The following is a 19459-nucleotide window of genomic DNA, read 5'->3' as shown; positions in this document are numbered from 1 at the left end:
CCATGCGGGGGAAACTCTCAGCCATTTGCTTGGGTTTACTACTGATAAGCGGGTGTGGGCGCAATGTAGAGCATACTTTTTATACAAGTGGTGTGATCTATTGTTCTGAAAGTAATCCGATAACGTTCAACCCCCAACTAGATACTTCAACCACTACGGCCGATGCAACATCACACCAGATCTACGACAAGCTGCTAGTTTTCGACCCGGATACGGGACAAATTACACCAAGTTTAGCCAGTAGTTGGTTAATCTCGGAAGACGGATTGACCTACACGTTTCAATTGCGCAAGAACGTGAAGTTTCATACCACACCTTACTTCTCACCCAGCAGAAACTTCAATGCTGATGACGTAATATTCAGTATCAACCGCTGGCGACTGGCGAGCCACCCTTATCACGAGGTTTCTGGAGGTCAATACCCGTATTTTGACAGTATAGGACTTGCAGACAATATCGAAACGGTTGAGCGCATCAATGGCTATCGTATAGAAATCACCTTGAAACGCCGAGATAGCTCTTTTCTTGCCAACTTGGCAACGGATTTCTCTGTGATCCTATCAGCTGAGTACGGCGACAACTTGCTAGTGAAAGGTGTACCCCACCAGATAGATATTAAGCCCATTGGCACAGGTCCATATATCTTTCAGGACTATCGCAAAGACCGATTTATACGTTACGAGCGAAATGAAGAACATTGGAAACAGCTAAATTCTGCTCAAGCCCTAGTGTTCGATATTACGCCAAGAAGTTCTTTAAGACTTGCAAAGCTCATTACGCAAGAGTGCGATGCCACCGCTTTTCCAGCGCAAACCGAACTTGATGTAATTAGGACAAATGACGAACTGACATTAGCTGAGAAGCCCGGGCTAAATATTGGCTTTTGGGCCTTCAATACTGAAAAAGCACCATTTAACAACCCTGATGTTAGACGCGCATTAGCCGCGGCTATAGACAAGAACACTCTTCTTGAAGCCGTATATTTTGACAGTGCCACGCGGGCTAAGACACTTCTACCTACCGCCAGTTGGGCGTATCAGAATGATGCTGACGATACAGCGTACAACCCGGTACTCGCCCGTCGTTTATTGAGTGACGCAGGTGTTCCACCTGACTTCTCAATGACTATTTGGGCCATGCCAGTGAAGCGCGCTTATAATCCCAACGCCACTAAAATGGCAGAGCTTATTCAGCGCTATTTACAAGATGTAGGAATCGATGCAGAAATCGTTACCTATGACTGGTTGACCTTTAGAAAGCGCCTTCAAGATGGTGAGCATGACTCGGTACTTATTGGCTGGTCTGCGGACAACGGAGATCCAGATAACTTTTATCGCCCATTGCTCAGTTGTGGTGCCATTCCTTCGGGTACCAATCGAGCCATGTGGTGCAACCAAGATTATGACCGATTGCTCGATGAAGCCATAGAGACCAATGATATAGACGAACGACGGGCAATCTATCAGCAAGTCAATCGATTGCTCTTTGAGCAACAACCTCTTGTACCTATTGCTCATGCATATCGTTATCAAGCTTATCGCAATGAACTCAATGGTATGTCAATAAACCCGTTTGGCGGAGTTAAATTTGGCGGGGTTAGCAAAACAGAATGATACAAGTCCTTCTTCGATATGTGGTGCTGTTCACTATTACTTTAGTAGTGCTGTGTGCTATGTCGTTTTCGCTGGCATACTTGTTTCCTGGGGATGTACTTGAAAACCTAACAGGCATATCACCACAAAACGAATTTCAACGGGCGGCTATTGCTCGACAACTCGGTTTAGAACAGAATTATTTTGTTCAGTTCTACTACTACTTAGAGAGACTCCTTGCGGGTGACTGGGGATATAGCTCAGCGTCTGGCTTACCGTTACTCGAAGAAGTGAGTGTGGCACTTCCTGCAACCATAGAGCTAAGCACCTATGCTATGTTTATGGCTATTGTCGTGGGGATACCTTTAGGTTACTACGCTGGCGTTAAATGTTACTCAACCACAGACTACACTCTCAATTCACTGAGTATCACTACCTATTCCTTCCCTGTGTTTTGGTTTGCTTTGGTACTCATACTCGTCTTCAGCCTTCAATTGGATGTGGCACCAATTTCGGGACGTTTGAGCCTGCTCTTCGACGTAGAGTCTGTGACTGGGTTCATCATGATAGATATTCTACTGGCGGACAATATCGACCACGGCTTAGCAATCAGGGATGCACTTTCACACTTATTTCTCCCCACGGTGGCGATAGGTGCGATAACCACAGCAGCCATGGTAAGGATAACGCGTCGTTCTGTAATAGATGTGATGCAAAGGCCCTACATAGCAGCGGCTCGCTCTAGAGGGCTATCAAGTTGGCAAATATTTTTTCGACATGTGATAAGAAATGCCCTGTTGCCTATTCTTCCGCTAATGGCTATTCAGATAACGACGCTCATCACAAATGCCATGATAGTAGAGACACTATTTTCGTGGCCAGGTATAGGAAACTGGTTGCTTCAAGCGATATACCAACAAGACTACCCTGCGCTTAGGGTGGGTATGTTGGCAGTTTCAGCGCTTGTCGTTACATTAACCATTATCGTAGATTTGTTTAACCGTCTAATCGACCCCAGCCGAGACAGGTTCGAACGTGGCACAATTTAGTTTATACGAAGAAGAGTTTCATCCCTCACCCTGGCAGCGAACTTGGGCGGCTTTTCGTTCCAGTCATATCGCCTTTATCGGACTGGTAATCCTGGCCTTTTTCGTAATGTTCTCGCTATTTGCCCCTCTCCTTGCCCCCTACAGTCCCCTTGAGCAAAACATTGATGGGCTGCTGATTGCCCCAAGTTGGCAGAGTAGTGGTTCTATTGTTCACTTGTTCGGTACAGATGCGTTGGGGAGAGATGTTTTTTCCAGAATCATTTACGGTTGTAGAATTACACTAGGTTCAGGACTTATCACTGTTGTGCTGGCGCTGTTTATTGGCGTAAGCATCGGTACTATTGCCGGTATGCTAAGTGGTGTTCGCTCAAGTATTGTGAATCACCTACTCGACGCATTGATGGCCATACCTACACTTCTTATTGCCATTATCATCGTAGCCATACTAGGAGCCGGTTTAGTCAATAGTATGTGGGCTATCACTCTAGCGCTTATTCCACAGTTTGTGCATCACACCCGTAGTTTTGTGCGAAACGAAATGAAAAAGCAGTACATATTGGCGTCTAGATTGGACGGTGCGAGTCCGTGGCAGATTTTCACTCACTCCATATTACCCAACATGTCTGAAATGCTTGTGGTACAAGGATCACTCGCGCTCTCTATTGCAGTTATAGATATCTCTGCTCTTGGCTTCCTCAACCTCGGCGCTCAGGCCCCGCTTCCGGAACTAGGCGCCATTTTGGCTGACGGGTTAGACGTCGCTTATATGGCACCATGGAACGTTGCTCTACCCGGCATCACTATATTTTTAATGGTGTTGAGCATTAACATTGTGGGCGATGGATTGCGCTCAGCACTAAGAAAACGGGTAACTCACTAACATGGCAATGCTAGACATAAAAAATCTCACGCTAGAGATTAGTGAAGGTGACACAACAATCAAGGCCCTTGATAAAGTGAGCCTAAGTGTTAATAGCGGAGAAATACGCGCACTGGTTGGAGAATCCGGGTCGGGAAAAAGCCTGATCGTTTCTGCTATTTGTGGCGCCTTACCAGCCAAATGGAAACTCACTGCAGACAGAATGAGCTGGAATGGTGAGAATCTACTTTCGATGTCAACGCAGCAACGTCGAGAAGTGATGCGGCGAGATATAGCCGTTGTCTTCCAGAATCCGCAAACAAGCTTAGATCCATCGGTCACACTCGGTGAACAGTTAGAGGAGAGTATTCCCGAAGAGTTTGTGAAAGGGCAATGGTTTTGGCAACGGGCGAAGCACAGAAAGAAAATTGCTATTAGCACTATGCACAAGGTAGGTATTAAGGATCACAACACTTACTTGAAGTCATATCCTCATCAAGTCCCTAGTGACATTGGCCAGAAGTTTATGATGGCTATCGCATTAGTTGCGCAGCCAAAGCTGTTAATTGCTGATGACCCTACACGTGGTATGGAACCTACAACCAAAACCCAGATTCTAAAGCTGCTGACTAGGCTAAACCAAACGCGTGCGTTAAGTGTGTTGTTTGTGAGTCACGATCTACTCGCAATTGCCAGTATGTCCCATACCATGACTGTTCTCTACGCAGGTCAAACGGTTGAATCTGGCAAAATGAAGCACATTAAAAAGCGGCCACTACATCCTTATACCAAGGCGCTGCTCGACAGTGCTCCAAGTTTCAGAAAAGACTTGCCGCCAAAATCATCCTTGCCAACACTGAAAGGCTCAATACCCACCTTGCAACATTTACCGATTGGCTGTCGATTGGGTCCTCGCTGCCCAAGAGCACAAAGAGAGTGCGTGGTTACTCCCTCTTCCAGGCGTATCCACGATCATATTTACAGCTGTCACTATCCGCTCCATAGAGAAGTCAAATGACCCATATTATGCAAGTCAAGGAGCTCACTTATTGCTCTGAAAACAATGGCAATGGCAAACGAGGCTTTTTCCGTCTTGGTCCAATCAACCTCAATGTGGACAAAGGAGAAACGATTGCAGTCATAGGTGAAAACCGCTCGGGTAAATCCCTACTCGCTAAACTACTTGTCGGCGCGATTCCAGCAGATGGTGGCGATATTGAGCTCAATGAACATAAATACGCCGCCAGATTCGCCAAGCGTAACGAGCAAAAGAAACGTACACGCGATATTAGAATGATTCTTCAGCACTCTAGTGACTCTATGAATCCTGCGATCCCAGTGGGCAAAATTCTCGACGAACCACTAAGACTCAATACTGACTTTACTAAAGAAGAAAGAAAGCGCTTTATCGAGGAAAGCCTACTCAAGGTTGGATTGCTACGAGAACATTACTATTTTTATCGTCATATGCTGTCAGACGGACAACAACAACGCGTAGCACTGGCAAGAGCCATCATGCTTGAACCTAAAGTGCTTGTTGCTGATGAGCCTTTTGCCGCACTAGACCCCTCTATTCGCTCTCAAACTGTAAACTTGATTTTGAAGTTACAAAAAGAGATGGGGATGGCATTTATTTTCATCAGTCATAATTTGGGTATTGTCAGACATATTGCCGACCGTATTATCGTCATGGAAAACGGGAATATTGTGGAAGAAGGGAAAACTGAAACCCTGTTTCGTTGGCCTCAACACCCCAGAACAAAAAAGTTGGTCATGGCTTACAGTGACTTGGTACCCAAGCAATCACTCAATGAGTAGCCTGGGGTACGCACTTCACTTTTTTCGGCAGAATAGCTTTAATGTTACAAGGGAACCCATTGTATTTTTTACGTCCGTCTAAGGCATAAATGCCCAAGCCGAGCCCCCATGGAGGGGTTCACGGCGTGAAGTAAAAAGTATAATGCGTTCCCAGAACCATAACTATCCCACCAACGCCAATAAGATCCCTGCAGCAACGGCAGAACCTAGAACACCAGCAACGTTGGGTCCCATTGCGTGCATTAACAAGAAGTTATGGGGGTTGGCTTCTAATCCCACTTTGTTAACTACGCGAGCCGCCATAGGAACGGCTGAGACACCAGCGGCACCAAGCAAGGGATTAATAGGCTCTTTGCTGAACTTACCCATTAATTTAGCCATGAGCACGCCCGCAGCAGTACCAATGCCAAATGCAACGGCTCCTAGTCCCAGTATGCCAAGGGTTTCAACGGTTAGAAACTTATCAGCGGATAACTTAGAACCTACCGCGAGCCCAAGGAATATAGTCACTGTATTTATCAGCTCATTTTGCGCAGTTTTGCTGAGTCTATCGACCACGCCGCACTCTTTCATCAAGTTACCAAAGCAGAACATCCCCACTAGCGGGGTTGCTGCAGGTAAGAAAAGAATAGTCATCAGTAGAACTGCGAGAGGGAACACAATTTTCTCACGCGAAGACACATGACGAAGTTGAGCCATCTCTATTTTGCGTTCTTCTGGCGACGTGAGCGCCTTCATAATGGGTGGCTGAATAATAGGTACCAATGCCATATAGGAATATGCTGCAACTGCAATCGCGCCCAATAACTCAGGTGCTAAGCGTGACGCTAGAAAAATAGCTGTTGGACCGTCTGCGCCTCCTATGATGGCGATAGCACTTGCATCTTTGAGCGTGAACTCAAAACCTGGCACCCAATTCAGAGCGATGGCACCAAACAGTGTCGCGAAAATACCAAACTGCGCTGCGGCACCGAGTAACAACATTCTAGGATTTGCTATTAATGCGCCAAAGTCAGTCATGGCGCCCACCCCCATAAAAATGAGCAACGGGAAAACGCCAGTGTCGATACCGATATGGTAAATGTAATACAACAATCCACCGGCTTCAGAAAAACCAGCCAACGGAATATTGGTAAGAAGTGCGCCAAAACCAATGGGAACTAGCAGTAAAGGCTCAAATTTTTTAACGATAGCGAGGTAAAGTAACACTAATCCCACCACCATCATGATCACTTGACCAGACTGAAAGTGTGGGAGCGATGTGCTATTCCACAATATTTCAAACTTTTCCATGTATTAGCCCAACCCGATTAACGGTTGACCCGTTGTTACCGCATCACCTTCTCCAACGAAGATATCAGAGACTGTTCCACTATGCGCAGATCGTATCTCAGTTTCCATCTTCATGGCCTCAAGGATCATCACCACATCGCCGTCTTGAACAACGTCACCAGAGCGAACAAGCACTTTAAATACATTACCGGCTAGTGGAGCATCAATTTGAGTATGAGACTGCGCTACTGTAGCTTGCGTGGCGGCTTGTGAGGCAGTTGGCGTTGCAACCGGTGTTACATTGGTCAGTGTACCAGAAGCAGCAACCTCAACGTGATAGAGCTTGCCATCAACGTTAACATCATAAGCACTAGGCGCACCTTGTGCAGGTGCAGGTGCAGTTGCTGCTGTTTTTTCAGGTTGAGAAGGTTCGTTTCCTGGAGCAGGCTCAAACGCCGATGCATCACCGCGATTTTCCAAAAACTTAAGACCTATTTGTGGAAATAAGGCATACGTTAACACGTCATCAATTTGTTGTTCGGCAAGACTAATGCCTTTGCTTTGCGCCAATTCACCAAGCTCTGCTTCGAGTTTCTCAAGCTCTGGATCTATCAAATCTGCAGGACGACAAGTAACCACTTCACCACCGTCGAGTACCCGTGCTTGAAGTGCTTCATTTACCGGTGCTGCTGTCGCGCCATATTCGCCTTTAAGCACGCCAGCAGTTTCTTTGGTAATGGTTTTATAACGTTCGCCCGTAAGCACATTCAATACTGACTGCGTACCAACGATCTGTGAAGTAGGAGTTACCAGAGGAATAAAGCCCAAGTCTTCTCTTACTTTGGGGATTTCTTTGAGTACCTCTTCAAATTTATCTTGTGCCCCCTGCTCTTTGAGTTGATTTTCCATATTAGTCAACATACCACCTGGTACTTGAGCAGTAAGAATTCGAGCATCTATGCCTTTAAGGCTACCTTCGAATTTGGCATATTTCGTGCGCACGTCCCTGAAATAAGACGCGATATCTTCTAGCCCATCAAGTGAGATCCCAGTATCCCGTTGGGTGCCCTCAACAATCGACACTAAGGTTTCTGTTGCAGAATGTCCGTAGGTCATGCTCATCGGTGAAATAGCGGTATCAAGGATATCAATGCCAGCATCTATTGCTTTCTGATAGGTTGCTGTACTTAGGCCTGTCGTAGCGTGGCATTGCATAGCAATAGGTACATCTACTGTCTCTTTCAATCCACTGATTAACGCTTCACATTCATAAGGCTTAAGTAGTCCAGCCATGTCTTTGACACAGATTGAATGTACTCCTAGGTCCTCTAGCTGTTTTGCCATATCTAGCCAAAGCGCCAAATTATGCACAGGGCTAACGGTATAGCTAATAGTACCTTGCGCATGCGCTCCACAATCCACAGTAGCTTTAATGGCAGTTTGTAAATTACGAATATCATTCATTGCGTCGAATATGCGGAATACATCAACACCATTTTCATGGGCACGTTCAACAAATTTCGTGACCACATCATCAGCATAATGACGGTAACCGAGTAAGTTCTGCCCACGTAACAACATTTGCTGTTTCGTTTTTGGCATCGCAGCCTTTAACAACCGAATTCTTTCCCAAGGATCTTCACCCAAATAACGAATACAAGCGTCAAAGGTTGCACCTCCCCAAGATTCAATTGACCAGAATCCTGCGTTGTCTAGCTTTTCAGCAATGGGCAACATATCTTCAATACGCATTCTTGTTGCTAATAGTGATTGGTGTGCGTCACGCAAGACCAGCTCTGTTAGGGCCAATGGCTTTGACATGGTAACTCCTGAATTAATTTCTAGTTATTCTTATTATTTTGGCGATGTGTGTGAATGGCTGCTGTTATCGCAGCGACAACTTTGTTATCCACGTTAGGCGAGGCAGATGCTCTAGGGGCCGGTATTGTGCTTTCGACTTCAGCACTGGGGAACGCATTACAGCAAATTGTGATTAAGCGAACGCCCACAATTAACAACCCCAGAAAAGTGAAAACAAACAGCATACCGATGAGCATGAGTGAGCCTGCCTCCATTAGCAGACTTGATACCGTTTGTGTATTCATGATTTTCTCTTGAAAAAAAAGTTAGGAATAAGTATCACGCTGGTTGTAAAAAAACAACAACTATAACCCACCAATGAATACAAACCCACTAAAGTAGTATAAAAAATTACTATTCATGCAGTTTTGAGTAATTTATTACATAAATTTTCAAACTAACGTTTGAATTTTTAGCAACCTAGAGTGTCTCTAAAGTCAGTATCCAATTGTTTAGCAAAATCTTTAGCATTCATTGCTACCAACTCTAACTGAAGCTGCAAATCATCCTCAGGAATATAACTTGGTACGGCTACCGGTTTTCCAGCGCCATCAGTTGCCATAAAGGTAATAAAACAGCGATTTGTTACCTTCATTTCATTGGTGGTAGGAGAACAAGACTGCACAACCACATATATGTGCATACTCGACGTTCCCGTGTGTACTAGCTGCGCCTGTAAATTAACAATCTGTCCAACTTTTATCGGCTTAATGAATCGAATAGCGTTGGCTGAAACAGTGACACAATACTTTCCCGACCATTGAGCAGCGCAAGCATATGCTGCTTGGTCGATCCACTTCATTACCATTCCTCCGTGAACGTTTCCTCCGAAGTTAACGTCTGTTGGTTCAGCTAAAAACTGGAAAGTTATTGAAGACTTCATGGGCAGCGCTCTACCAATAGAAACTTATTAAAAGAATAGTTCAATTTGGTGAAAACGACGCGGAACCGTAATTTAGGCTAATAGAAGTTAGTCACTATCGATGCTGGCGCTCGCGTGCTTTCTCTTCTAACTGCCTTAAAGAGGGGACTCTATGACTGTCAAAAACGCGCTCTCTACATTCCTTATACGCTCTCTCTGACTTGTTCCAACATTCAGCTGGCTGAGCTGTATTCTCAGATAAGCAGGCTGAAAGCAAGGCTACAGCAATTTTGTTGCATCTTTCCAACTCGTTTACAGTGACTGACGCAAAACTATATTGATTGAGCAAAAAACAAAGCGCTATGGAGCGAATCATAAATCTATTCAAGGTTATTACTCTGTTCATGACAGTGAATGGCTGAAATATGCAGAGAGATCGCATACTCACGAGTAAACAGTATATGAGAATGTATGAGCAAATTGCAGGCATAAAAAAACCCACCGATAAGGTGGGTTTTCTTGTATGGCGCGTGTGGAAGGATTCGAACCTCCGACCGCCTGGTTCGTAGCCAGGTACTCTATCCAGCTGAGCTACACACGCAAATCCTTTTTTAACTCTAACTTTTTACCGCTAGAAACGGTGACGCATTAAATCGAATGGCGCGTGTGGAAGGATTCGAACCTCCGACCGCCTGGTTCGTAGCCAGGTACTCTATCCAGCTGAGCTACACACGCGCAAAACTTTTGTTGACCGCCACTATCAACGAATAAATGGCGGAGAGGGAGGGATTCGAACCCTCGATACGCGTATATGCGTATGGTTCCTTAGCAGGGAACTGGTTTCAGCCACTCACCCACCTCTCCGTAAGTGCGCTGCATTTTACGGATTCATCGGAAGGTGTCAAACCTTTTTTTATATAAAAATGAACGCCCGCTGCCATTTTGAACAAATCGTATAAAAAAAACCATTTTTCGATTATTTAATCAGCAGAAAACCGACTTTATTAAGCATAGACGCTAGTAAGAATTTTCGAAACTTCTGACAGTTAGCTTCGAAAACATCTATAGAAAAATAAAAATTTGAGGATAATAGGGGTGAAAAAGTGATAGAAACAAAAAAGGCCAGCTTTCGCTGACCTTTGTTTTAGGATTATCCGTTATCCGATGCGCTTGGCTGGCCACCTTTCTCAGCTTGAATACGCATATAAATCTCTTCTCGGTGTACAGACACCTCTTTTGGTGCATTAACACCAATGCGAACTTGATTTCCCTTAACGCCTAATACAGTCACGGTAACATCGTCACCTACCATTAGCGTTTCACCTACACGACGAGTCAAAATAAGCATTCTATTGCTCCTGTTCCTTAAAACTGAACATATCCCTACTTCTTAGCCAACCTACCGGCACGACCCGGCAGTGGCATCAGCGATTCCTTGTTTTTGTGTCACTTCCAAAAACTCACTGAAAGATTCAGGTTGTATTATAGCCTATCTTGTAACCATGCGTTAACAGAATCTAAAGCATTAGAAAGATTCTCTGGATTATCACCACCAGCTTGTGCCATATCAGGTCGACCACCACCTTTACCGCCTACCTGTGCTGCCACAAAATTCACTAACTCACCTGCTTTGACTTTGCCAGTGAGCTGTTTAGTTACACCTGCTATCAAGTTAACCTTCGCCTCGTTGGCCACACCTAGTATTACGATCCCTTCGCCAATTCGGTTCTTAATGTCATCCATCATGCCGCGAAGCGACTTAGCTTCGACACCTTCCAATTTGGCAACAAGTACTTTCGTACCATTTATATCGACCGCATTACTAAGCATATCAGCCCCTTGCTGACTCGCCAGTTTTTGTTTCGCCGTATTGAGTGCTTTTTCTAGTTCTTTAGTTTGAGATTGCAGCGCAGTGACTCGTTCAACTAAATTTTGTGTGTCGGTTTTCAATAAACCAGAAAGCGAGCTGAGTGCTGCTTGTTGTGCTTGCACAACATCTAGTGCGCCAACACCAGATACCGCCTCAATACGACGCACACCTGATGCAATACCTGCCTCACTGGTGATTTTAAACAAACCAATGTCACCAGTACGCTTGACGTGGGTTCCGCCACAAAGTTCCACTGAGAATGGGCCCATGGTAACCACACGTACTTTCTCATCATACTTTTCACCGAACAATGCCATAGCACCTGATGCTTTCGCTTCATCTAAGTCCATCAACTCGGTTTCCAAGGAATGATTAGCGCGAATCTCTTCATTCACTCTGCGCTCTATTTCACTGAGCTGCTCAGCAGTCACCGCTTCAAAATGGGAGAAGTCAAAACGTAAGCGTTGGGCATCTACCAAAGATCCTTTCTGAGTCACATGCTCACCCAAAATTTCACGAAGTGCGGCATGTAACAGGTGAGTCGCGCTATGGTTTTTCTTTATTGCTTCACGATTGTTGGTATCAATTGCTGCTGTAGCCGTATCGCCTTTATTTACTACACCTTTGGCAACGCCGCGGTGCGCAAAAGCGTTACCCATTTTTTGAGTGTCAGTCACAACAAACTCACCATTGGCTACGCGCAGGATACCTTTGTCGCCAACCTGACCACCACTTTCTGCATAGAAAGGCGTTTGATTCAAAACAATAACACCTTCCTGACCATCATTTAGCGTGTCGGCAAAAGCATTGTCAGCGATTAGCTCAACAACGGTAGCCTCACCTTCAACTTCCGTGTAACCCGTAAAGTCAGTCTCCTGCTCTACATTGAGAATTTCATTGTAATCTGTTCCAAACTGGCTCGCTTGCTGTGCACGTGCGCGCTGCGCTTGCATGGCAGCTTCGAAACCTTCTTCATCGATTTTAAGTTCGTGCTCTCTGGCAACGTCGTTAGTAAGATCTGTTGGGAAACCATAGGTATCGTACAACTTAAACACAACGTCACCCGGAATGGTGTCACCTTCAAGGCCAGACAGGGTGTCATTTAGCATTGCCATACCACGGGCTAGCGTTTTGCTAAATTGCTCTTCTTCTACCTTCAATACTTTCTCAACCACAGGAAGTTGGTCTTTTAACTCTGGGTAAGCATCGCCCATTTCATTAGCTAACGCTTTTACCAGTTTATAGAAAAAGACATCATTTGCGCCCAGCTTATTACCATGACGTACTGCACGGCGAATGATTCGGCGTAATACATAACCTCGCCCTTCATTTGACGGCATGACGCCGTCGCAAATCAGAAAGCTACACGAGCGAATATGATCGGCAATCACTCGTAAAGACTTATTGTTTAAGTCTTGAGTACCTACTACCTCTGCAGCGGCTTTGATGAGGTTCTGGAAAACATCGATTTCGTAGTTGCTATGCACGTTCTGCAGAATCGCAGCAATACGCTCTAGTCCCATTCCCGTATCAATAGATGGTTTAGGGAGCGGCTCCATAGTACCGTCGGCTTGGCGGTTGAACTGCATGAATACCAAGTTCCAAATTTCGATGAAGCGATCACCGTCTTCTTCGGGTGATCCAGGAGGACCTCCCCAAATGTGTTCGCCGTGGTCGTAGAAAATTTCTGAGCACGGACCACAAGGCCCAGTATCGCCCATTGACCAGAAGTTATCCGAAGTACTGATTCGAATAATTTTTTCTTCCGGAAGCCCCATATGGTCCTTCCAAATGCCAAACGCTTCATCGTCTTCTGAGTAAACAGTAACCAGTAGCTTCTCTTCTGGAAGGTTTATTTCCTTCGTCAGGAAATTCCAAGCGAATTCAATGGCTTCTTTTTTGAAATAGTCGCCGAAACTGAAATTACCCAGCATCTCGAAAAACGTATGGTGACGAGCGGTATAACCAACATTCTCTAAATCGTTGTGCTTACCACCTGCACGCACACAACGTTGTGAGGAGACAGCACGGGTATAACTGCGTTTTTCCGTGCCTAGAAAGGTGTCCTTAAACTGGTTCATACCAGCATTGGTGAAAAGAAGTGTAGGATCATCCGCTGGCACAAGAGATGAACTTGCCACGGCTTGGTGACCGTGACGTTTAAAATATTCGATAAATGCTTGGCGCAAGTCAGCAGTAGATAATGTCATTGAAAACCTAACTTCCTAAAAATTCATGAACTACTGGTATAAAGAACAACTTTAGACCAGTCACAATAAAGTGTTTAAGGTGCACGCACATCGCGCACGCACCTGTGATTGTGCGCAACTTTACCACGGAACCCATATTTTTGTTAAGTGTATAGAAAGTGACTATTTGACGTTACTGATAATATTCTGTTTATGCTTCTAAAAAGCCTCAAAATACCCCATTGCTATTGCGAATTGCTCCACCTGTGAGTAACGAATATATTCGCATGGGAAAACTCAGCGCTTGCACCGCATCCCAATGTTCAACCAATTTCCCGTCTTCAACTTTCCACGTATCAACAATATTAAATCCCTGTTTATCATTGCCCCTGTGTTTGACTTTCATCGTGGCATGGGAATGTAACGTCACATAATCACCGTCAACATAAACATGTTTCACGTCATAGCTGAATTCTGGAAATTTTTTGGTGAGTCCCTCAAGCGCACCTACCACACCGGTAATTCCATCTTTCATCGAACGATTGTGTTGTTTGTAAGGCTGATCTCCAAACGTATTCAATACTCGTTCATAGTCGTGGTCATTCATCGAGGCTTGCACAAACTCCACCACCATCTTGGCGTTTTCTGTTTGTCCTAATGTCCAGTGTGCTTTTTTTAAATGTTCAAAACTAATATGTGGCGAAAGCATAACTATTCTCCGATTCTTTCCATTAAATTCACTTGCAAAACGCAAGTTAAAATAATTGATTGCAAAACGCAAGTGATTTAAATTGGAAAAATGAAGTTTCAAACGAGAAATTTAATGACTAGACGATCTGACTGCCCTATTTCGAATGTACTCGATTTTGTGGGTGACAAATGGAGCTTGCTAATACTTAGAGATATGCTGTTTTTCAATAAATGTTCTTTTTCAGAGCTGCAAGCTTCTGACGAAAAAATGGCAACAAATATTTTATCAAGCCGCTTGTTACAAATGGAAAAAGACGGGCTGATTAGTAAACGAATAGATCCAAAGGACAAAAGAAGAAAATTTACCGGCTAGCGCAGCCAGGTAAAGATATGCTGCCTATAATACTTGAGATGATGATTTGGAGTGATAAGTATGATCCCAATACCAACGCTCCCAAAGATTTTATGGACAAGATAAAAACTAATAAGCAAGAAGTTATCGAATCAATTCTAGCTAGCGTATGTTGAGCTAGTTAACTAACAAGGAAATCTTATGCTATTTGTGACCAATCGAGTGCCGCAAGAGGGATACAGGTCATCGATCGGAAGGAGAGTTTCATTTGACCTTCAGAATACCACCCCTTCGAAACATCTGTTTTTCTGCCGGCGCACTGGCGAAGGCATTTATCACGAGGAAGGTAGCCAAGCCTTTTTCTCAGAGCTGAAAAATCTTAACGATGAGAAAACTCAGGTATTGCTCTATATTCATGGCTTCAACAATACGGATGAAGCGCAGGTCTTTCCCAATGCCATGGCACTAGAATCTCAGATAAATGAGCACGCAGGCGATGCACTCGTGAAAGTAGTACCTGTAATATGGCCGTGTGATGATGATTCCCCGCTCGCATTCGCTGATGACTATTGGGACGACCAAAGAGCAGCTGACGAAAGTGGACGCTTATTTTATCGCTTGTTCGGTAAGTTTGAAGCATGGCAAAAATCCTTAGTGCAGCAAGGAGAGGCCTGTCACCGAAGAATAAATGTTTTAGCGCACTCCATGGGAGCAAGAGTGTTAGTGAATACCTTACACGAGTGGGCGAAGGCTCACGGTAGCGTGCCACAGCTTTTTCGAAACGCATTTCTTGTTGCACCAGACATAGAGAACGAGGCATTAGAAAAAGGCGAAAAAGGCCAACATGTTGTTGATTCAGCCCGGAATGTGGTTGTTTACTATGCCAATGACGATTTAGCTATGCCTGCGAGTAAAGCCGCCAATTTAAAAAACAAGACCTTATCTAGAAGGCTGGGCATGACCGGGCCTGAAAAATTGGAGAAACTTCCTGATAAGGTTTACCAAGTAGACTGTGACAACTTTAACAACACCGTTGACTGGCCCAAAGGTCACACCTATTTTTTACATAAAAATGGTAAAAAAAGCCCTGTTATTGGCCATTTGGCGGACGCGATTAAAACGGCAAGAGTATCCCCACCACAGCGCAAACATGAACTGCCATATCCTTGAGCGTATTAGTTGAATTGGGGAGTCTCACTCCCCTGTGACTGCATATCCAATCTGATCGCTAGAAAAACCGCGATAAAGTAAAAACTGCTTTTGTTTTAGCAATTTCTTGTAATCGTGCTCTTTTTCTTCGCCAAATTTCTTTTGTTTCACTTGAAGTGCCAACTCAAACCAATCCACATCAATATCTGCCATAGCACGCTCTATGTAGATTTCATCAACGCCTTTTTGCAGTAGGTCGGCACGCACTTTCTGAGGGCCACTTCCCTTCGATGCAAGCGCCCGAGATCTACTCTCCGCGAACCTGTAATCACTCTGGATATCAGCAGCTTTAAATTCTTCCAATATTGGGTAAAAAGCCTCGCTTTCGATTCCTTTTTGCGACAACTTTTGTACTATTTCGTTGAAACTGTGCTCTCGTCGCGCGAGCATGCGAGTAATCGTTTCGGTGATGATTTTTCTGTCGAACTCTGACATTTTCTTAAGATACAGCTTGTTAACATTATCAATCGCTAGGTTATACTGCACAGTGTAACGTTATCGCTCCTCGAGAAAAAGAACAGAAAAGGACAGCCAGAGCATACTCATGCCCAACACGCACCGGTTTATCTCCTCGATCAAAGAAATCTGTAAAGAGACTTGGATAGCGCTTTCTGAAAATTCGGGCCCGTTTCTAAAATACGAGTTCCTCGTTGCCTTAGAGGAGAGTGGCTGTGTTACCAGTCAGTCAGGTTGGCAACCTCACCATCTCGTTATTGAAAACGAGGCAGGAATCATTGCCGCAGTACCAGGCTATATAAAGAGCCATAGCTATGGTGAATATGTATTCGACCACAGTTGGGCTAATGCTTATCATCAGCACGGACTTGATTACTATCCTAAATGGGTAGCGGCAGTACCTTTTACCCCAGTAACAGGTCCAAGATTACTAACGCAAAGCAACATATCCTCAGTACTCGTCGACGAAATAGTGCGAGCCACTCAAACACTCAAGGAGAGGGTATCTTCTTATCATTGGCTTTTTACAGACCAGTCTAGTGCTTCTGAGTTCAGGATGTCGGGGCAGTATTTAACGCGATTTGGCGTTCAGTTTCAGTGGCACAACTATGGTTATGATAATTTTGAAGATTTTCTTGCGGGCATGACGTCTCGCAAACGAAAAGACATACGAAAATCTCGAAAACAACTGGCTGACGCAGGCATTAATATTGTTCAAAAAAAGGGAAATGAAATTTCTGCTGGCGACATAGCCCACTTTTTACTGTGTTATCAACAGACTTACCTAAAACGAAGTGGGCACGAAGGTTACTTGAACGAAGACTTTTTCCAACGCATTCACCTTACAATGAAAGAAAACTTATTGCTGGTAATTGCGTATCAAGATGAGGCGCCCATCGCCAGTGCGTTGTTCTTTTATGACGCCACAGGATTGTATGGGCGTTACTGGGGCGCACTGAAAGAAGTGAACGGGTTACATTTTGCGTGTTGCTACTTCGAGGGAATAGACTTTGCCATTCGACATCAGCTTCCGCTGTTTAACCCGGGAACGCAAGGCGAACATAAGATATTGAGAGGATTCGAACCAATATTCTGCTACTCACTTCACAAACTTAACGAACCCGCATTTCACGATGCAGTGGCGCGTTTTTTGACGCAGGAGCAGGAGCATATTGTTTCGTATTTTAACCAAGCGAAAGAAGTTTTACCTTTTAATTCTGATTTTGCACCTAAACTGAAAACGACAAGTACGTCTGAGCCGTTCTCAGACACTAATAATCACAACGAGAAAAACCTATGAAACATTCCTTACTTGCTGCTTGTATTGCAGCGTCTCTTGGCTTGGCTGGCTGTAGCAAACCTACAGAAACACAACAAGTATCAGAAGAGTCGGTACAACAAACGGTTGCCAGTGCAGAGCTTGGTAGCTTTGGTGTTGAGCTTTCAGCCAGAAATGAATCCGTAAAGCCTGGAGATGACTTCTTCATGTATGCCAGCGGAACCTGGTACGACAATTATGAACTACCTGCAGACAAAACGCGTTACGGTGCATTTAACGCCCTAGCAGATAGAAGTGAAGAGCAAGTAAAAAGTATCATTGATGGCTTGTTGGAAAAAACAGATCTTACTCCTGAAGAGCAACTCGTACACGACTTTTATGTGTCATTCATGGATATAGAGAGCATCAACGAGAAAGGTATTACTCCGCTTAATGATGTGCTAAGCAGCATCAGAGTCATAGACTCAACAGATGCACTAACGAAAGTGTTCGGTAACGGTTGGCTTACTGGTGTAAGTACGCCTATCGGCGGTGGTATGTGGTACAACCGATTAGATCCTAACGAATACCAGTTAAGCATTGGTGTAGGCGGCTTAGGTTTACCAGACCGTGACTATTACCTTAGTGAAGATGAGCGTTTCGTTAACATTCGAGAAGCATACACTGCTCACATTGCTCAAATGCTTGAACTAGCAGGTGAGACTAACGCATCTGAAAAAGCTGCGGGTATTGTTGCGCTAGAAACACAAATCGCTGAAATTCAATGGCCTCGTGAAAAGCGCCGTAATCGCGACCTTACACTTAACCAAATCGAACGTAGTAAGTTGAACGACGACTACCCTGGCTTCAACTGGGATTTATTTTTCGAACAAACTGGCTACACAATTCCTGCGTTAAATGTAACACAACCAGAGCCCGTTAAAGCTGTTATCGAAATCATCAATGACACTGACTTAGCGGTATGGCGTGATTACCTTACCTACCATGCAATTAGTAACAATGCAGGTCTGCTTTCGGACGAAATCTACCTAGCTAACTTTGATTTTTATGGCAAAACTTTGAGCGGTCAACAAGAACCTCGCCCTCGTTGGAAACGTGCGGTTAGTCAAATGTCAGGCACCGAGTCTCTTGGGTTTGCTATTGGTAAGATTTACGTGACTGAGTTCTTCCCCGAAAGCTCAAAAACCCAAATGGCTGAGTTGGTTGAAAACCTTCGCACTGCACTAGGGCAACGCATTGATGGCCTAGATTGGATGGGTGAAGAGACCAAAGTGAATGCTCGTGCGAAACTTGCGGCGTTCAACCCCAAAATTGGCTATCCAGATGAGTGGCAGTCTTTTGATGGTTTAGCAATTAGCAGTACCGACTTACTAGGCAACGTACACAATCTTCGCAACTTCTTCCAGGCGCAGAGTGTTGAGCGTGAATTGAAGCCAACGGATCGCCAACGTTGGGGAATGACTCCACAACGTGTAAACGCGTATTACAACTCTTCATTCAACGAAATCGTATTCCCAGCGGCGATTCTGCAACCGCCATTCTTCGATCCTAACGCCGACCCTGCGGTAAACTATGGTGCCATTGGCGCGGTGATCGGCCATGAAATGGGACACGGATTTGACGACCAAGGTTCTAAATCAGACGCTAATGGTATTCAGCAAAACTGGTGGACAGATGAAGACCGAGCGGCATTTGAAGCTAAAGCCGATTCGCTAGCAGCACAATACAGTGCTTACGAGCCGATTGAAGGTAACTTTGTAAACGGCCGCAATAGCTTGGGTGAGAACATCGGTGATGTGGGTGGATTGGCAATGGCTTACCATGCTTACAAACTTAGTTTGAATGGTAAAGAAGCTCCGGTGATTGACGGTGTAACCGGCGATCAGCGTTTCTTCTTAGCATGGGCACAAGTGTGGAGAGAAAAGCGCACGGAGCAAAGCATGCTTAATCAGCTTCGCGGCGGAACTCACGCTCCGGGCAGATACCGTGCGCTTGCACCGCGTAATCACGATGCGTGGTATGAGGCCTTTAATGTTCAACCAGGCGATGCACTTTACTTAGCACCGGAAGAGCGCGTTAGAATTTGGTAATCGTCTGACTTA

17 protein-coding genes and 3 tRNA genes are annotated in these 19459 nt (G+C 44.8%); 9 read left to right on the top strand and 11 right to left on the bottom strand.

Features of this window, described 5'->3' with window-relative positions; all coding sequences use genetic code 11:
* The first annotated feature begins 2 nt into the window (after positions 1-2).
* From EYS00_RS10560 to EYS00_RS10540, 5 genes are read left to right on the top strand one after another with little or no spacing between them, the layout of a single operon-like run.
* Positions 3-1613 carry an ABC transporter substrate-binding protein gene (locus EYS00_RS10560; protein WP_130636513.1) on the top strand — a complete coding sequence of 537 codons (1611 nt, stop codon included), beginning with the start codon at positions 3-5 and terminating at the stop codon, positions 1611-1613.
* The gene (locus EYS00_RS10555) at positions 1610-2641 is read left to right on the top strand and encodes an ABC transporter permease (protein ID WP_165399357.1); all 1032 of its coding nucleotides are present in this window, start codon (positions 1610-1612) and stop codon (positions 2639-2641) included. The genes EYS00_RS10560 and EYS00_RS10555 overlap by 4 nt, the downstream gene beginning before the upstream one ends.
* Complete coding sequence (locus EYS00_RS10550) at positions 2628-3521, top strand: ABC transporter permease subunit (protein WP_130636512.1); 894 nt, start codon at positions 2628-2630, stop codon at positions 3519-3521. The genes EYS00_RS10555 and EYS00_RS10550 overlap by 14 nt, the downstream gene beginning before the upstream one ends.
* 1 nt (position 3522) lies before the next feature.
* On the top strand, positions 3523-4518 hold the full coding sequence (locus EYS00_RS10545) for an oligopeptide/dipeptide ABC transporter ATP-binding protein (protein ID WP_130636511.1): 996 nt from the start codon (positions 3523-3525) through the stop codon (positions 4516-4518).
* Positions 4515-5318 carry an ATP-binding cassette domain-containing protein gene (locus EYS00_RS10540; protein WP_130636510.1) on the top strand — a complete coding sequence of 268 codons (804 nt, stop codon included), beginning with the start codon at positions 4515-4517 and terminating at the stop codon, positions 5316-5318. Before EYS00_RS10545 ends, EYS00_RS10540 begins: the two co-directional genes overlap by 4 nt.
* Positions 5319-5480: 162 nt before the next feature.
* On the opposite strand, the gene EYS00_RS10535 is transcribed toward EYS00_RS10540, so the two are convergent.
* The 10 genes from EYS00_RS10535 to EYS00_RS10490 form a co-directional block, all read right to left on the bottom strand.
* Entirely contained in the window at positions 5481-6611 is a 1131-nt protein-coding gene (locus tag EYS00_RS10535) for a sodium ion-translocating decarboxylase subunit beta (protein WP_130636509.1), read from the bottom strand.
* 3 nt (positions 6612-6614) lie between these two features.
* On the bottom strand, positions 6615-8411 hold the full coding sequence (gene oadA, locus EYS00_RS10530; protein WP_130636508.1) for a sodium-extruding oxaloacetate decarboxylase subunit alpha: 1797 nt from the start codon (positions 8409-8411) through the stop codon (positions 6615-6617).
* A 20-nt stretch (positions 8412-8431) separates the two neighbouring features.
* Entirely contained in the window at positions 8432-8695 is a 264-nt protein-coding gene (locus EYS00_RS10525; protein ID WP_130636507.1) for an OadG family protein, read from the bottom strand.
* Positions 8696-8862: 167 nt separating this feature from the next.
* The gene (locus tag EYS00_RS10520) at positions 8863-9333 is read right to left on the bottom strand and encodes an acyl-CoA thioesterase (protein ID WP_130636506.1); all 471 of its coding nucleotides are present in this window, start codon (positions 9331-9333) and stop codon (positions 8863-8865) included.
* Between the two features lie 503 nt (positions 9334-9836).
* Positions 9837-9913 (bottom strand) — tRNA-Arg (locus tag EYS00_RS10515).
* Between the two features lie 57 nt (positions 9914-9970).
* Positions 9971-10047, bottom strand: a tRNA-Arg gene (locus tag EYS00_RS10510).
* A 37-nt stretch (positions 10048-10084) separates the two neighbouring features.
* Positions 10085-10176: transfer RNA gene (locus EYS00_RS10505), tRNA-Ser, on the bottom strand.
* A gap of 286 nt (positions 10177-10462) precedes the next feature.
* Positions 10463-10660, bottom strand: coding sequence for a carbon storage regulator CsrA (gene csrA / locus EYS00_RS10500; protein ID WP_130636505.1), 198 nt, complete (start codon positions 10658-10660; stop codon positions 10463-10465).
* Between the two features lie 134 nt (positions 10661-10794).
* On the bottom strand, positions 10795-13392 hold the full coding sequence (alaS, locus tag EYS00_RS10495; RefSeq protein WP_130636504.1) for an alanine--tRNA ligase: 2598 nt from the start codon (positions 13390-13392) through the stop codon (positions 10795-10797).
* A gap of 208 nt (positions 13393-13600) precedes the next feature.
* A complete protein-coding gene (locus EYS00_RS10490) occupies positions 13601-14080 on the bottom strand; it encodes an ester cyclase (protein WP_130636503.1) in 480 nt (159 codons plus the stop codon).
* A gap of 114 nt (positions 14081-14194) precedes the next feature.
* Here EYS00_RS10490 and EYS00_RS20950 point away from each other — a divergent pair, with 114 nt between their 5' ends.
* Positions 14195-14434: a helix-turn-helix domain-containing protein gene (locus tag EYS00_RS20950; RefSeq protein WP_242618731.1), complete on the top strand. Its 240-nt coding sequence runs from the start codon at positions 14195-14197 to the stop codon at positions 14432-14434.
* A gap of 180 nt (positions 14435-14614) precedes the next feature.
* Complete coding sequence (locus tag EYS00_RS10480) at positions 14615-15583, top strand: alpha/beta hydrolase (protein WP_130636502.1); 969 nt, start codon at positions 14615-14617, stop codon at positions 15581-15583.
* A gap of 24 nt (positions 15584-15607) precedes the next feature.
* On the opposite strand, the gene EYS00_RS10475 is transcribed toward EYS00_RS10480, so the two are convergent.
* Entirely contained in the window at positions 15608-16108 is a 501-nt protein-coding gene (locus tag EYS00_RS10475) for a regulatory protein RecX (RefSeq protein ID WP_242618730.1), read from the bottom strand.
* A gap of 58 nt (positions 16109-16166) precedes the next feature.
* Here EYS00_RS10475 and EYS00_RS10470 point away from each other — a divergent pair, with 58 nt between their 5' ends.
* Together EYS00_RS10470 and EYS00_RS10465 are read left to right on the top strand one after the other, a co-directional pair.
* Positions 16167-17378 carry a GNAT family N-acetyltransferase gene (locus EYS00_RS10470; protein WP_130636501.1) on the top strand — a complete coding sequence of 404 codons (1212 nt, stop codon included), beginning with the start codon at positions 16167-16169 and terminating at the stop codon, positions 17376-17378.
* Positions 17375-19447: a M13 family metallopeptidase gene (locus tag EYS00_RS10465; protein ID WP_130636500.1), complete on the top strand. Its 2073-nt coding sequence runs from the start codon at positions 17375-17377 to the stop codon at positions 19445-19447. Before EYS00_RS10470 ends, EYS00_RS10465 begins: the two co-directional genes overlap by 4 nt.
* Positions 19448-19459 lie beyond the last annotated feature (12 nt).

The organism is Alteromonas sp. KUL49, assembly GCF_006538345.1.
GTDB lineage: Bacteria > Pseudomonadota > Gammaproteobacteria > Enterobacterales > Alteromonadaceae > Alteromonas.
Note: the sequence above shows the minus strand (reverse complement) of the source record. Positions and strands in the feature narration are given on the sequence as shown.

Excerpts from the sequence above, each read along its gene's own strand:
- EYS00_RS10560 (WP_130636513.1), top strand. The coding sequence starts at position 3 with ATGCGGGGGAAACTCTCAGCCATTTGCTTGGGTTTACTACTGATAAGC.
- EYS00_RS10555 (WP_165399357.1), top strand. The coding sequence starts at position 1,610 with ATGATACAAGTCCTTCTTCGATATGTGGTGCTGTTCACTATTACTTTA.
- EYS00_RS10545 (WP_130636511.1), top strand. The coding sequence starts at position 3,523 with ATGGCAATGCTAGACATAAAAAATCTCACGCTAGAGATTAGTGAAGGT.
- EYS00_RS10540 (WP_130636510.1), top strand. The coding sequence starts at position 4,515 with ATGACCCATATTATGCAAGTCAAGGAGCTCACTTATTGCTCTGAAAAC.
- EYS00_RS10535 (WP_130636509.1), bottom strand. The coding sequence starts at position 6,611 with ATGGAAAAGTTTGAAATATTGTGGAATAGCACATCGCTCCCACACTTT.
- oadA (WP_130636508.1), bottom strand. The coding sequence starts at position 8,411 with ATGTCAAAGCCATTGGCCCTAACAGAGCTGGTCTTGCGTGACGCACAC.
- EYS00_RS10525 (WP_130636507.1), bottom strand. The coding sequence starts at position 8,695 with ATGAATACACAAACGGTATCAAGTCTGCTAATGGAGGCAGGCTCACTC.
- EYS00_RS10520 (WP_130636506.1), bottom strand. The coding sequence starts at position 9,333 with ATGAAGTCTTCAATAACTTTCCAGTTTTTAGCTGAACCAACAGACGTT.
- csrA (WP_130636505.1), bottom strand. The coding sequence starts at position 10,660 with ATGCTTATTTTGACTCGTCGTGTAGGTGAAACGCTAATGGTAGGTGAC.
- alaS (WP_130636504.1), bottom strand. The coding sequence starts at position 13,392 with ATGACATTATCTACTGCTGACTTGCGCCAAGCATTTATCGAATATTTT.
- EYS00_RS10490 (WP_130636503.1), bottom strand. The coding sequence starts at position 14,080 with ATGCTTTCGCCACATATTAGTTTTGAACATTTAAAAAAAGCACACTGG.
- EYS00_RS20950 (WP_242618731.1), top strand. The coding sequence starts at position 14,195 with ATGACTAGACGATCTGACTGCCCTATTTCGAATGTACTCGATTTTGTG.
- EYS00_RS10480 (WP_130636502.1), top strand. The coding sequence starts at position 14,615 with ATGCTATTTGTGACCAATCGAGTGCCGCAAGAGGGATACAGGTCATCG.
- EYS00_RS10470 (WP_130636501.1), top strand. The coding sequence starts at position 16,167 with ATGCCCAACACGCACCGGTTTATCTCCTCGATCAAAGAAATCTGTAAA.
- EYS00_RS10465 (WP_130636500.1), top strand. The coding sequence starts at position 17,375 with ATGAAACATTCCTTACTTGCTGCTTGTATTGCAGCGTCTCTTGGCTTG.